Below are 13,315 nucleotides of genomic sequence, written 5' to 3' on the forward strand. Positions count from 1 at the left end.
AGGCTCTGATTTTCCTAGGGCTTTGGTAGCGGAGGAGGGACTCGAACCCCCGACACGCGGATTATGATTCCGCTGCTCTAACCAACTGAGCTACTCCGCCAAAACGGCCATTGCCAACGCATCACTGCGCCGCGTCGAACCTGTATAAGGAGACACGCTCGCGCCGTCAATATTCCGAACGCCTACGCTATCCGACTTTCTTCAGCCTGAGAAGGGTGAAGACCCCGAGCGGCGCGGCGTCGGTGGCGTCGATGAGTTCGAAGCCAGGCGCTTCGGTCACGTTCTGAATCGGGAAGATCGGATGCCAGCCGAGGCTGCGCGAATATTTCGCAAGCCACTTCTCCACCCCGGCTCGCGCACCCTTCTCGCGGCTGAAGTGGTTGACGATGATGGCGGTTCCGCCGGGCTTCAGCACGCGCCGCAGTTCGGCCATCACGGCGGCGGGTTCCGGCACCACGGTCATCACATACATGACCGCAGCGGCGTCGAAGCTTTCGTCGGCGAAGGACAGGCGGCTTGCGTCCATCACAAGCAGCGTCTTGCGGCGAAGGCCGAGCCGGTTCACGCGCTGCGCCGCCTTCGACAGCATTTCCGGCGACAGGTCGATGCCGGTCACGTCGAGATCGGTGCGATAGCGCGGCAGCGAGAGCCCCGTTCCAACGCCCACTTCGAGAATGCGCCCGTGCTCTTCGTTCAGCTTGTCCACCGCGAGCCGGCGTCCCGGCCCCGCGATCACGCCGAAGCTGTAATCGTAGATGGGCGCCCACCAGCGATAGGCTTCACGCACCGCATTGTCGTCAAGCGACGGCTGATTGACCGTCTTCGTTTCCGTGCTCACGCCGCAACCCTTTCGATAAATCCGCCGCCCAGCACACGTGCCGCGCCACCCGCGCGGTCATAAAAGACACAAGCCTGACCTGCCGCGACGCCAAATTCGCCGCCTGCCAGGTCCACCCCGACACCACCACGCTCCGCGAAAAGGCGTGCCTCGCGCGGGGGCTGCGTCGAGCGCACCTTCACGAACAGCGACCGCCCACCGGCCACGGCCTCATCGAGCGAGCCGCCGCCGATCCAGTTCACGTCGCGCAGGGAAAGACGCGCGGTCCGCAGCATCTCGCGCGGGCCTACGATCACACGTCTTGCCGATGGCTCGATCCGAATCACGAACAGCGGTTCTCCCGTTGCAATGCCGAGGCCCTTGCGTTGGCCCACAGTAAAATTGATAATGCCAGGGTGCTGGCCCAGCACACGCCCGTCCGCATGGACGATCTCGCCCGGCTCGCCGCTTTCCGGCCTGAGCTTCCGTATGATCGACGCGTAGTCGCCGGAGGGCACGAAGCAGATATCCTGACTATCGGGCTTCGATGCAACAGGCAAATGGAGGGCTGCGGCCATCTCTCGCGTCTCGGTCTTCGTCATGCCGCCGAGCGGAAATCGAAGAAAGTCAAGCTGCGCCTGCGTGGTAGCGAAGAGAAAGTAGCTCTGATCGCGGTCCGGGTCGGCTGCCTGATGCATCTCTATGCCGCGCGGCCCCGGCACGCTTCGCACATAATGGCCCGTGACAAGTGCCGATGCGCCAAGCTCACGCGCCGCGCCGAGGAGATCGCGAAACTTGACCGTCTGGTTGCAGCGCACGCACGGAACGGGCGTCTCGCCCGCGAGGTAGCTGTCGGCGAAATCGTCGATCACGGACTGGCGGAAACGATCCTCGTAGTCGAGGACGTAATGCGGAACGCCGAGCCTGTCCGCCACGCCGCGCGCGTCCATGATGTCCTGCCCGGCGCAGCACGCGCCCTTTCGCGCCATCGCCTCGCCGTGGTCGTAAAGCTGGAGCGTGATGCCGACGGTGTCATAGCCCGCGCGCTTCACAAGTGCGGCCGTCAGCGACGAGTCCACGCCGCCCGACATGGCCACGACGATGCGATGGCTCGACGGCGATCCCGTGAGCCCGAGTGCGGCGGGAGAAATGTCCGGGTCGCGTCCCGCGAGCGGTGCGGGCGCGTCGGCGATGGTTGTCGGCATGTCGGAGCTTTTTGGTTCTCGTTACGAAGCAACATATAAGGTAGAGGCGACGCCTCGCCAAATGCCCCGATGCAATCTGTCGCTGGCGACCGGCGCGACACGTCACCGAAGCCACCGCTGCGGGCGCCGCCGGCACGGGTTGCGCAATTTCGCTCTCGGACGTGGCAAGCGGCGCAGCGCTGTTGCTTAACCTTGGTCCGGCGTTCTACATTGCTATTCCAGTTCCGCATGGCTGACACGCGTCAGCTTTAATCCAGCTTGAGCACGAGAGAAAAATGATCGACGGCTGGGTCATCATAGGGTGTTCCTTCTTCTACATCGGAGCGCTCTTTGCAATTGCATGGTACGGAGACCGCGCCGGCAAGAAATACCGCACCCTGTACGGGCGCCCCTATGTCTACGCGCTCGCCCTCGCGGTTTATTGCACGTCATGGACGTTTTTCGGCAGTATCGGGTCCGCCTCCGAGAAAGGCTTCGACTTCATCGCGGTCTATCTCGGGCCGATCATCGCCTTCACAGCGGCAATGCCGCTGTTGCGACGGCTCATCGTACTTTCGAAATCGCAGAACATCACTTCGATCGCCGACTTCATCGCCGCGCGATACGGCAAGAACCCCGCCGTCGCCGCTGTCGTGACGATTGTCGCGGTGGTGGGAATGCTCCCTTACATCGCGCTGCAACTGAAGGCGATCTCGCAAGCCATCGCGGTGCTTCTCGCAAACTCATCCTCGACCGCGGCCGGGTTGCCTTCCGCCCCCTCGCCGAACACCGATTTCGCGGTCGCGCTCGTGCTCGCGGCGTTCACGATCCTGTTCGGCGCGCGCGACAGCGACGCGACCGAGCATCAGCGCGGCCTGATGCTCGCCGTGGCCGTGGAATCGCTCGTCAAACTCGCGGCCTTTCTCGCGGTCGGCATGTTCATCGTCTACGGCATGTTCGACGGCATAGGCCCGCTCGTCACCAAGGCCATGGCCGATCCGCACATCAGCCAGATCTTCAGCACCGGCCTTCACGGCGGTACGCTGCTCACCGTGGCATGGCTCAGCTTCGTCTGCATTTTCCTGTTGCCGCGCCAATTCCATGTAACGGTCGTCGAGAACGTCTCCGACGAAGAGCTGAAGCGCGCATCGTGGCTGTTCCCGCTCTATCTCGTGGCGATCAACCTCTTCGTCGTGCCGGTGGCGATGGCGGGAACGCTCATCTTTCAGGGCCAGAACGTCCCGCATGACATGTATCTGCTCGCGCTGCCGCTGAGCGCCGGAAGCCAGTTCTTCACGTTCATCGCGTTTCTCGGCGGCCTGTCGGCGGCGACCGCGATGGTGGTGGTGGAAACGGTCGCGCTGTCGGTGATGGTCTGCAACGACCTCCTGATGCCGCTGATCCTAAAGCGCCGCGCCAACGTGGTGCAGAACCGGCGCGACATGAGCGGTGTGCTGCTCGACATTCGCCGCGTGGCGATGCTGGCGGTCATCCTGCTCGCCTACCTGCTCTACGATCATATCGGCAACGCGTCGCTCGCGGAAATCGGGCTGTTGTCCTTCTCCGCCATTGCGCAGTTCTCGCCCGCGTTCTTCCTCGGGTTGGTATGGCGCAGGGCGACGGCGCGCGGCGCGGTCGCGGGCATCCTCGCGGGCTTCGCGGTGTGGGCTTACACGCTCCTGCTGCCGAAGCTCATCGGTTCCTCAGTGGAAGGCGCTGCCTTCCTGAAGGACGGCCCCTTCGGCATCGCGTTTTTACGCCCCGAAATGCTGTTCTACATGAACTTCGACCAGCTGACGCATGGCGTCGTCTGGAGCCTCGCGGTCAACCTCTTCGCCTTCGTCACCGTCTCGCTGCTGCGACCGCTCGAGCCCATCGAGCGCCTTCAGACGAACGTCTTCATCGAAGACCCGAACCCGCAGCCCTCCAGCGGCCCCGCTTTCAAGCCCTGGCGCACGACGGTATCCTTCGAGGAACTCATCGGCACGGTATCGCGCTATCTCGGCGAGGAGCGAACGCAGCGCTCCTTTTCGGACTATATGGAGAGCCGGGGCATCGACAGGACCGGCCATCCACAGGGTGACGTTCACGCGCTGCGCTTCACCGAGAACCTGCTCGCGAGCGCCATCGGCGCGCCGTCCTCGCGGCTTGTCATGTCGCTGATGCTGAGGCGTCTCAATGTCGGGCGCGAATCTGCGCTGCGGCTCCTCGACGAGGCGTCCGAGGCGGTCCAATACAACCGCGACCTTTTGCAATTGGCGCTCGATCACGTGCGTCAGGGCATCGCCGTGTTCGACAAGAACATGCAGCTCATCTGCTGGAACCGGCAATTTCGCGAGATCCTCATTCTGCCGCAGCAATTCGGCCGCGTCGGCGCGCCGCTCGATGAAATTCTGCGCTACATGGCCCAGCGCGTGCATCAAAACCCGACGGCGGCCGAGGAACTCGTCACGGACCGCATCGCGAAGTATCAGCTTACCATGGAGAGCTTCCACGAGCGGTCCATCGAAGGGCGCGTGCTTCAGGTGCGAACCAACGCCATGCCGCAGGGTGGCATCGTGGTGACCTACACCGACATTACCGAGCGCGAAACGGCCGCCGAAGCGTTGGCGCGGGCGAACGAGACGCTCGAAAGGCGTGTCGAAGCGCGCACGCAGGAACTCGCCATCGCGAAGGCCAAGGCGGACGAGGCGAACCTCTCGAAGACGCGCTTCCTCGCGGCGGCGAGCCATGACGTGCTCCAGCCGCTGAACGCCGCACGGCTCTACGCTGCGAGCCTGATCGAACGGTCGCCACCCGCCGAACTAGGCCGCCTTGCCCGCAACATCGATGCCTCGCTCGACGGCGTGGAAGAAATCCTGAACGCGCTGCTCGACATTTCGCGGCTCGACTCGGGCGCGATGAAGCCGGAGTTCACCGTTTTCCCGATCAAGGATCTGCTCGAACAGATCCGCATCGACTTTGAGCCGATCGCGAAGGCGCGCGGCATCTCGTTCAAGATCCTCGATTCCGGCGCGCTCGTTCGCTCGGACCGGAAACTCTTGCGGCGCATCCTGCAAAACCTGATCTCGAACGCGCTGAAATACAACCGCGAGAAGGGCCGCGCGGTGCTCGGCTGCCGCCGTCATGGCCGCGACCTCGTCATTGAGGTGCACGACAGCGGCCCCGGCATCCCGGAGCACCAGCGCGACCTCATCTTCAAGGAATTCCAGCGGCTCGACCATCACATTCACGCGCCGGGCCTTGGCCTTGGCCTGTCCATCGTGGAGCGTATGTGCCGCGTGCTCGGTCACGAACTCGCCCTGCGCTCGAAGCTCGAACACGGCTCGACGTTCACCGTCAATGTACCGCTCGCGCGCTGGGTAGACATGGAGCAGCCACGCGTCTTCCCCGCCCGCCCTGCATCCTATGGCGACCTACGCGGCACGATCGTTCTCTGCATCGACAACGAGCGCAGCATCATCGACGGCATGAGCACGCTGCTTTCGGGCTGGCAATGCCAGGTCATGACGGCGCTCAACGCGGAAGACGCGATCAGCCAGCTTCAGAAAGCGATGATCGTGCCGCATATCATCGTGTCGGACTACCACCTGGACCGGGCGGATGGCTGCACGGCGATCAAGAATATCTGCGCCGCCTGCGAGACGGAGTTGCCCGGCATCATCGTCACGGCGGACGGCTCCTACGAGGTGCGGCGCATCGTCAGCGAAGCGAGTTATGCCTTCCTGCAGAAGCCCGTGAAACCGGCGGCGCTGCGCGCGCTCATAACGTCGATGGTGATGCAGCGCCACGCGGCGGAGTAGGCGGCGGGATGCGCAGCTAAAGGCTCAGCGTTTCCAGCACGAGCGCGTTGACGGCGTTCATGTCATAGAAGCGGAGCGCGAGGCGGCGCGAGTCCTCCGCCATCAACGGCATGAGATCCGGCCTCTGCAAGATCTGGATCATCGCGCGGACGAGCGCCTCGGGGTCGCGGACGGGTACCTTGTAGCCGTTCAGCCCCTGTTGGACGAAGTCGCGGCAGCTTCTCGTGTCCGTGGTGATGACCGGCCGCCCGAGGGCCAGCGCCTGAAACAGCGAACGCGGCGCGCCGTTGCCCCACGAGGGCGCGACCAGCACGTGACATTTCGAGATGAGCGAACCCGCATCGTCGATCGGGCCGATATACTGCACGAACTCGCGATACTGCTTCAGGATGGCGGTGCCGACCGGCGCGATAGCCTCGCCCGGCGTGGACGCGAGGAAGAACCGCGCGCGGCGCGCCTTTAGGCGCATCGTTTTCGCAGCCTCACAATATTCGAGAATGCCCTGAAGCTGGTCGAGCGGCGCGGCCATCAGGAACAGCACACCGCGATCGAGCGGCGGCAGGGACCGCTGCACGTGGCGGTGCAAATCCTCGCCCCAGCCGCCAACCGCGACCGCTGACTTCGACGGCGGCAGAAGCTTCGTGTCGTCCGCGAATTTCATGTCGTGCGCGCTGTGGAACACCACCGCGTCGCTCCACGAGAAAACCGTGCGGAAGACGGTCTTCATCGCCTGCCGGTGGCTCCACGCGGACGCACCCGCCGCGCCCTCCATGAAGGCCGGGCCAAAGCTCGGCACCACCGTCACGACGTGCGGGATTTTCGCGATCTTCGCTGCCGCGACAGTCACCATGCCGTTTCGGGCGGACTCGACGAGAAGCACGTCCGGCGCTAGGTCGCCGAACAGGTTCGAGAGTTCGCGCATGCGCCGGTACTTGTCCCAGAGCGCGAGCTGCGTCGGCAGGGAGTAGGCCTCCGCGCCGATGTGCGAGAGGATGCGCAAGTCGCTGTTCGACAGTTCGGGTGCGAACGCGAAGACGCGGTGGCCACGATTGACCATGTCGAGGATCAGGCCATGGCAGAAATTGATGAGCGCGCCAGCCGAGGACGCCGTCACCGCCACCCGCTTCCGATGCGAGGGCAGCGGCAGATAAGGCTGCGATGGATAGGGCGCGTATTCGATGACGGAGAATTCGGTCGGAGGGATGTTTTCAGAAGCGAAACGCATCACGAGCAACGCACCGGGTCAAAAGGCCTGCGCCGCCGATCATGCGGCATGAAGCGTTGAATTTTAGTATGTTTGCGCCGTTGCGTCAAAGTCTCCGGCTGCCTGGAACCGGGGCATCGCGGCGCGGGTAGAGCCGTTGAGGCCGTCTACCGCGCTGTCACGCGTTGCCGGTTCCCGGCGATCACGCTGCTGAGGAACGCGACGCCGCGACCGTGTTTTGATAATAATAATCTATTTCGCGTTCGAAATAAGCCTATGCAAGCTAATGCACAGCCGCCGAGGTTTCCGCGCTGGATGCGGCGAGCGCATCGCGCTTGATACGCTGCACCATCGACGCAAGCCCGTTCGAGCGTTGCGGCGTCAGATGATCGTTGAGCCCAAGCTTCATGAAGACGGCCTTCTCGTCCGTCGAAAGGATTTCGCGCGCCGTCCGACCCGAGAACAGCGTCAGCACCACCGCGATCAGCCCCTTGACCAGATGCGCGTCGCTGTCGCCGCGCAACTCGATCACCGTGTCGGGACCGGCGCCTGTCGCCTTGCTGACAACCCAGACCTGGCTCGCGCAGCCGCGCACCTTGGTGACATCGTTGCGCTCGGTGTCATCGAGCGGGGCAAGCGCGCGGCCAAGCTCGATCAGATAGCGGTAACGGTCCTCCCAATCATCGAGGAAACCGAAATTCTCGACGAGTTCGTCGATGTTTGCTGAGCCGGTCATAATCTTTCCTGTCTGAGCGCGTTCCGCCCAAAAATTCGTTTGTGCTCCCTGATGCAAATATCTTGCCGCCACTGCGATTTCGCAAGGCGCCGAGCCTCAATAGGGCTTGATCAGGCGTTCGAGGTAATCGAGTTCCAGCATGGGCCGCGTCGGCTCGCCGAGCCGCTTGCGAAGCTCGTCCATGATGGCGCGCGCACGCTGACCGCTCGACTCGTCCGGGATTTTCACATCGTCGCCCGCGTTGTCGAGCGGGCCGTTCTGCTTGCGCCCCATAGGATCGCGATTGGCTTGATTGCCCGTTCCCGTCCCGCCAGCCGAGCGCATCATCTGCTCGGCGAGCGCGCGTGTGCCTTGCCTCAGGCTTTCGACCGCGCGCCCTTCCTCTTCGCCCGCGTCGCCAAGCTGCTTCTGACGGAGCGAGTCGACAGCGTCGCCCATCGCCTCATCCGCCTCGCGAAGCTTCTGTTGCACCGGGTCTTTCCCGTCGGCGTTCATGCCGGAGAGAAGCTCCTGCAACTGTTTCTGCAAGTCTTCCTGACGCCGGTCGAGTTCGGCCGAGCTTTTCGGGCTGGCTTGTCCCTGCTTCTGGCCACGCTGTCCCTGTCCCTGCCGCGGCTGAGCGCCCTTCTCGTCGTCGGCGTTCTCGTCCTGATTTTGCTGCTCGCGGAATGTGTCATCGAGAAGCTGTTGTTGCTTGCGCAGGAGATCGGTCATCTCGTCAAGCTTCTGAAGGCTCTCCGCGTCCTCTTCCTGGCTTTGGCCGCTGCCCTGCGCATTTTGCAGCGATTCGAGGATGTCGCGGAGCTGGTTCAGCATTTGTGCCGCGGCATCGGCGGAGCCCGATTTCGCGAGGTTCTCGATCTTGTCAAGCATCTGCGCGAGGTCTTGCGGCGAGATCGTCTTCGCGTTCGGCGAGGCGGCCGCGCGGTCGGCGTTCTTGTTCTGCTGCTGCCTGAGCGCCTGCAAATAGCTGTTCAGCGCCTGCCGAAGCTCGGCCATGAGCTTCTGGATTTCCTCACGCGGCGCGCCCCGTTCCAAGGCGTCCTTCAGACGCTCCTGCGCGGCGCGAAGCTCCCGCTCCGCCGCCGACAAATTGCCGTCCTCGATACGGATGGCCACATCCCAAAGCTGTTCGACCACATCCTCAATGTCGGCGATTGTTGGCTCGTTCTTCAGCCGCCAGAAGGCCGAGCGCAGGCCCAGATAGATCGGCGCGGCGGTGCCTTCATCCTGTGCGGCAGCGGCGAGCGCGTCGAGATTTTGGGCGACGCGGGCCGTGTCAGCCGGGTTCTGCACGAGCGAACGGCGCTGGTCGATGGTGCCGCGTGCGAGCGTCTTCGTGAATTTCCGCTCGGGGAGGATCATGCCGCGTGGCGCGCTCAACCCTTCATGTCCGGCCTCGTCCTTCGCCGCGAGCGAGATCACTACGGGCAAACCCGCCCACGGATGCGATGTCAGATCCTTGTAGGTCTTCGCGTCGGCGGCCTTGACCGGCGCATGCGGGAGCGAGAGCGGGAACACAGGCGGCTTGCCGATCTGCGGAAGGGCCGGCGGGGGCGCTTCCACGGCCTCGCTGTCCCTCTCGCTGACCGACGGGATGATGACGCGCTCCACGCGCGCTTCCGCGCTCGCGACGCCATAATCGTCGTCCACCTTGTATTTGAGGAGCATCACCGCGCGAGGCGATACCTCGATCGGGCCGTGAAATGCGATCCGCGGCGCGCTGTCCGGCACGACGCTCAGGCGCCAGGTCCGCTCCGAGCCGAGCGTCCAGCCGATGGAAAGCGTCACGTCTTCATCGATGGCACTCGTGTATTCGGCATAGGTGTCGGTTGACTGCGCTGTCGGCGTAATCGGCTGCTTGCCGCCGGGCGACGCCAGCGCAACGCTGTAGCCCTTCGCGTCGGCTCCGTTGATCTTGACGGTGAGCGTGGAGCCCTGCGGCACGGGCACGGCCTCTGTGGCCGAAGCGTTCGCCGAAAGCACGAAGGGTTCCTTGCGCGTGTAAGTGGGCGGGGAAACCCACGCGTCGATGCGGAGGCCATTGCCGATGAGGGGAAGATCGGGCACCGCGAAAGCGGCGCGGATGCGGTTCGGCAGGTCGGCTTGAGTCGATGCGAGCGCGGCGACGAGCAGAAGCACGAGAAGCGCGCGAAGTGCGAACGGGTCGTAACGGTCGACACGCGGCCGCGCTTCGCCCGTCTTGAGCTTCGCGAGCGACCGGGCCGCGCGTGCCCGATGCGCCTCCCATAGCGCGCGCGTGGCGGGCGAAGCATCCTGCGAAAGCGTATCCTGAAAGGCGGTCAGCGGGCGATGATCGAGGGCAGAGGCGCGTTCGATCCGGTCAAGCGCATCCTGCCGCGACGGAGGCCGCCAGAACACGAGTGGCACCAGCGAGAAGACGAACCCCGCGCCGAATCCCCAAAGCAGCCCGAAATGCGCGGCGGGCGGCAGCATCTGCCACACCTCGAACGCCGAGAGCAGCACGAAAACGCCGACCACCGCGAGCGGCAGCCAGACGCGCGGCCACAGCTTCTCGAAAAGCATCGCGCGGTTTGCGGTGCGCACCTTCCGCCTCAGAAGAAGTTCCTCGTGAGACGGCGATGCCTCGACGCCGTTCCTGGCCCCGGCCTCGTTTTCGGACTTGCTACTCTGCGTCGTCATTCCAACACGTTACCACAGGAAAGAGAGCGACCGTAAGGCGAGTGCTGCGCGCGCAGCGTGTGCGAATCAGATCGGCTGACGAAGCTTGATCGCGGCAGCGAGCGTTCCTTCGTCGAGATAGTCCAATTCGCCGCCGATGGGCACGCCGCGCGCAAGACGCGTCACCTTCAGCGGCAAGCCTTCCAGCTCTGCCGCAATGTAATGCGCCGTCGATTGACCTTCCACCGTGGCGTTGAGCGCGAGGATGATTTCGTTAACGCCGGGCTGGCGCGCGCGCTCCATCAGCTTGACGAGGAAGAGGTCGTCCGGCCCGCGCCCGTCGAGCGGCGACAGCGTGCCGCCGAGCACGTGATAGCGCGAGCGCACGATGGCCGCCCGCTCCAGCGCCCACAGGTCGCCCACCTCCTCAACCACGCAGATCGTGGAGGCGTCGCGGCTCGCGTCCGCGCAAATCGCGCAGGGCTGCTGCGTGTCGATGTTGCCGCATTCCTTGCAGATCGCGATCTTGTCGGCGGCGACGCCCAACGCGCGGGCGAGCGGCAGGAGAAGCTGCTCGCGCTTCTTGATGAGGTGGAGCGCCGCGCGGCGTGCGGAGCGTGGTCCGAGCCCCGGCAGCTTTGCGAGCAGCGCGATCAGCTCTTCGATTTCGGCGCCAGAGGATTTCTTTTGCGGTGGCAGCATGGCGATTTACGTAACGAAGTGGCGCACGATCCGCAACCGCGCCGCGCCTACTTCTCCGTGAGCTTCAGTTCGATGCGGCGGTTGCGGCGCAGGTCGGCGTCGGTGTAGCCGCTCGTGAGCGGTTGATATTCGCCGAAGCCCGCCGCGACGAGCCGGTTCGGCGGCACGCCCTTCGACACGAGATATTTCACGACCGAAATGGCGCGCTGCGAGGAAAGCTCCCAGTTCGAGCGGAACGCCGCCGTCGCGATCGGGCGCACATCGGTGTGGCCGTCGATGCGAAGAACCCAGTTGATATCGCGCGGGATCTTGTTTTCGAGGTCTCTCAGCGCGGTGCCGAGCTTGTCGAGTTCGGCGTAACCGAGCGGCGAGAGGTCCGCCGAGCCGCTATCGAAGAAGATTTCGGACTGGAACACGAAGCGGTCGCCGACGACCTGAATGTCGTCGCGGTCGCCGAGCGATTTCTTGAGTTCGCCGAAGAACGTCGAACGGTATTGCGAAAGCTCCTGCACGCGTTTCGCGAGCGCCACATTCAGCCGCTGGCCGAGATCGGAGATTTGCGCCTGAGCCTGCTTGTCGCGCTTGTCCGAGTCGCCGAGCGAATTTTCGAGCGCGGCGAGCTGTTTCCTGAGCGCGAGGATCTGCTGGTTCAGAAGCTCCACCTGCGCGAGCGCCTGCGCGGTGATGCTTTTCTGCTCATCGAGTTGCGTCGTGACCGCCGCGACGCGGGCGTCGCCGCTCTTCGCCGAATCGACCGACAGGAGGCTTGTGAGCCGCTTGTTCTCGGCGCTGGAGGCGGCAAGCGTCTCGCGAAGCCCGCTCGTTTCTTCCATCGCGGTCTTCTTCTGCGAGCGTTCGAGCGAAAGGAGGTCGGCCATTTGCGCGATCTGGCGCTGAAGCTTGGCGAGCGCCGTGTCCTTGCCGCTCGCGTCCTGCGCCGCGAAATATTGCGCGACCATGAACAGGACCATGAGAAACGTCACGACGAGGAGCAGCGTCGACAGCGCGTCGACAAAGCCCGGCCAGTAATCGACGGCGTGCGGGCGGCGGCGCTTCGAAAGGGCCATCGGTGATCCTCCGGGGCTACCGGTCCACGGGGTCGCGGCGGGCGCGCGCGGCGATCTCGCGAAGCGCACCGGCGAGGCGGTTTTGCTCTCTCAACACGGAGGCAAGCTCGCCCTGATTGTGCGACTGCTCATCCACCCACTCGCGCAAGACCTTTTGCTCCGCGCGCATCTGTTGCACGAGCTTGTCGATGCCATCAGAAAGCTTGGCGAGGTGTTCGCTGTTCGCGCCGCCCCCGCGTATGAACCCGTGCTCGATCTTTTCGGCGAGGTCGGAGATGCTGCGCTGCATGTCGAGGAGTGCGAACCTGAGCTGAGCCTGCGAGCCGGGCGCGTCGGCCGGGCCTTCGGAGCGAAGTTCGGTGATGGTCGAGAGCCACTCTTCGAGTTCGTTGTAGAAGCGGGCCTGTGCCTGTCCGGCCTGAAGGTCGAGGAAGCCGAGGATGAGCGAGCCCGCAAGGCCGAACAGCGAGGCCGAGAACGCCGTGCCCATGCCGCGCAACGGCGCTTCAAGGCCGGTCTTCAGTTCCTGAAAGACTTCCGCCGTTTCCTTGCCTTCGGTGTTCAGCGCGGAAATGGTCTGGCCCACCGATCCCGTCGTTTCGAGCAGGCCCCAGAATGTGCCGAGCAGGCCGAGGAAGATGAGCAGACCGACGAGATAGCGCGTGGTTTCGCGGCTTTCGTCGAGCCGGGAGGCGATGGAATCGAGGATCGAGCGCATCGCGAAGGGCGAAATCGTGCCCTGCCCCTGCCGCCGCTGCAACAGCGTCGCCATCGGTGCGAGCATGGCCGGCGAGCGATCCGTCGCCACGGGATCCGAGAGGCGGAAATTGTTCACCCAGCGCACTTCGGGGAAGAGGCGGAACACCTGCTGGAAGGTGTAGAGGATGCCGAATATCAGCACGCCCACGATCAGCGTGTTCAACGGGCGGTTGTGGTCGAAATTCTCGATGATTGGTTTGTGGATGATGAAACCGACCAAACCGGCGAGGATCAGGAACAGGAGCATGCGGCCGACGAACCGTCCGGGGCCGGATAACGTCTTGTAGTAGGGCGATTTACTCATGATCAGCGTGTCCCGCGGTCGCGTCGATCCGTGCAAAACTCAAGCTTTGGGACGCCCTATACACCATTTGTGGAAAGCGCGGAATACAACTTCACC

9 protein-coding genes and 1 tRNA gene are annotated in these 13,315 nt (G+C 64.1%); 1 reads left to right on the forward strand and 9 read right to left on the reverse strand.

Going from position 1 to position 13,315, the window contains the following annotated elements; all coding sequences use genetic code 11:
* Positions 1-23 precede the first annotated feature (23 nt).
* From RVAN_RS16885 to mnmA, 3 genes are all read right to left on the reverse strand, one after another.
* Positions 24-100 (reverse strand) — tRNA-Met (locus RVAN_RS16885).
* An 87-nt stretch (positions 101-187) separates the two neighbouring features.
* Positions 188-838 (reverse strand): class I SAM-dependent methyltransferase, encoded by a 651-nt coding sequence (locus RVAN_RS16890; RefSeq protein ID WP_013420913.1) that lies wholly within the window; start codon positions 836-838, stop codon positions 188-190.
* Entirely contained in the window at positions 835-2,022 is a 1,188-nt protein-coding gene (gene mnmA, locus RVAN_RS16895; RefSeq protein WP_013420914.1) for a tRNA 2-thiouridine(34) synthase MnmA, read from the reverse strand. Before mnmA ends, RVAN_RS16890 begins: the two co-directional genes overlap by 4 nt.
* A 275-nt stretch (positions 2,023-2,297) precedes the next feature.
* On the opposite strand from mnmA, the gene RVAN_RS16900 reads away from it, so the two are divergent.
* Positions 2,298-5,804, forward strand: coding sequence for a PAS domain-containing hybrid sensor histidine kinase/response regulator (locus tag RVAN_RS16900; protein WP_013420915.1), 3,507 nt, complete (start codon positions 2,298-2,300; stop codon positions 5,802-5,804).
* Positions 5,805-5,820: 16 nt separating this feature from the next.
* Here RVAN_RS16900 and RVAN_RS16905 read toward each other — a convergent pair whose 3' ends face one another.
* The 6 genes from RVAN_RS16905 to RVAN_RS16935 all read right to left on the reverse strand — a co-directional run bounded on the left by RVAN_RS16905 (position 5,821) and on the right by RVAN_RS16935 (position 13,219).
* Positions 5,821-7,029 carry a glycosyltransferase gene (locus tag RVAN_RS16905; protein ID WP_013420916.1) on the reverse strand — a complete coding sequence of 403 codons (1,209 nt, stop codon included), beginning with the start codon at positions 7,027-7,029 and terminating at the stop codon, positions 5,821-5,823.
* Positions 7,030-7,291: 262 nt separating this feature from the next.
* Positions 7,292-7,744 carry a SufE family protein gene (locus tag RVAN_RS16910; protein WP_013420917.1) on the reverse strand — a complete coding sequence of 151 codons (453 nt, stop codon included), beginning with the start codon at positions 7,742-7,744 and terminating at the stop codon, positions 7,292-7,294.
* A gap of 96 nt (positions 7,745-7,840) precedes the next feature.
* Complete coding sequence (locus tag RVAN_RS16915) at positions 7,841-10,408, reverse strand: TIGR02302 family protein (protein ID WP_013420918.1); 2,568 nt, start codon at positions 10,406-10,408, stop codon at positions 7,841-7,843.
* Between the two features lie 66 nt (positions 10,409-10,474).
* Positions 10,475-11,089 carry a recombination mediator RecR gene (gene recR / locus RVAN_RS16925; protein ID WP_013420919.1) on the reverse strand — a complete coding sequence of 205 codons (615 nt, stop codon included), beginning with the start codon at positions 11,087-11,089 and terminating at the stop codon, positions 10,475-10,477.
* A 47-nt stretch (positions 11,090-11,136) separates the two neighbouring features.
* Positions 11,137-12,156: a peptidoglycan -binding protein gene (locus RVAN_RS16930; RefSeq protein ID WP_013420920.1), complete on the reverse strand. Its 1,020-nt coding sequence runs from the start codon at positions 12,154-12,156 to the stop codon at positions 11,137-11,139.
* A gap of 16 nt (positions 12,157-12,172) precedes the next feature.
* Positions 12,173-13,219 (reverse strand): hypothetical protein, encoded by a 1,047-nt coding sequence (locus tag RVAN_RS16935; RefSeq protein WP_013420921.1) that lies wholly within the window; start codon positions 13,217-13,219, stop codon positions 12,173-12,175.
* Positions 13,220-13,315: the final 96 nt, after the last annotated feature.

This window comes from Rhodomicrobium vannielii ATCC 17100, from assembly GCF_000166055.1.
GTDB lineage: Bacteria > Pseudomonadota > Alphaproteobacteria > Rhizobiales > Rhodomicrobiaceae > Rhodomicrobium > Rhodomicrobium vannielii.

Coding starts and splice junctions, on each gene's coding strand:
- recR (WP_013420919.1), bottom strand. CDS start 11,089: ATGCTGCCACCGCAAAAGAAATCCTCTGGCGCCGAAATCGAAGAGCTG.
- RVAN_RS16910 (WP_013420917.1), bottom strand. CDS start 7,744: ATGACCGGCTCAGCAAACATCGACGAACTCGTCGAGAATTTCGGTTTC.
- RVAN_RS16905 (WP_013420916.1), bottom strand. CDS start 7,029: ATGCGTTTCGCTTCTGAAAACATCCCTCCGACCGAATTCTCCGTCATC.
- RVAN_RS16935 (WP_013420921.1), bottom strand. CDS start 13,219: ATGAGTAAATCGCCCTACTACAAGACGTTATCCGGCCCCGGACGGTTC.
- RVAN_RS16900 (WP_013420915.1), top strand. CDS start 2,298: ATGATCGACGGCTGGGTCATCATAGGGTGTTCCTTCTTCTACATCGGA.
- RVAN_RS16915 (WP_013420918.1), bottom strand. CDS start 10,408: ATGACGACGCAGAGTAGCAAGTCCGAAAACGAGGCCGGGGCCAGGAAC.
- RVAN_RS16930 (WP_013420920.1), bottom strand. CDS start 12,156: ATGGCCCTTTCGAAGCGCCGCCGCCCGCACGCCGTCGATTACTGGCCG.
- mnmA (WP_013420914.1), bottom strand. CDS start 2,022: ATGCCGACAACCATCGCCGACGCGCCCGCACCGCTCGCGGGACGCGAC.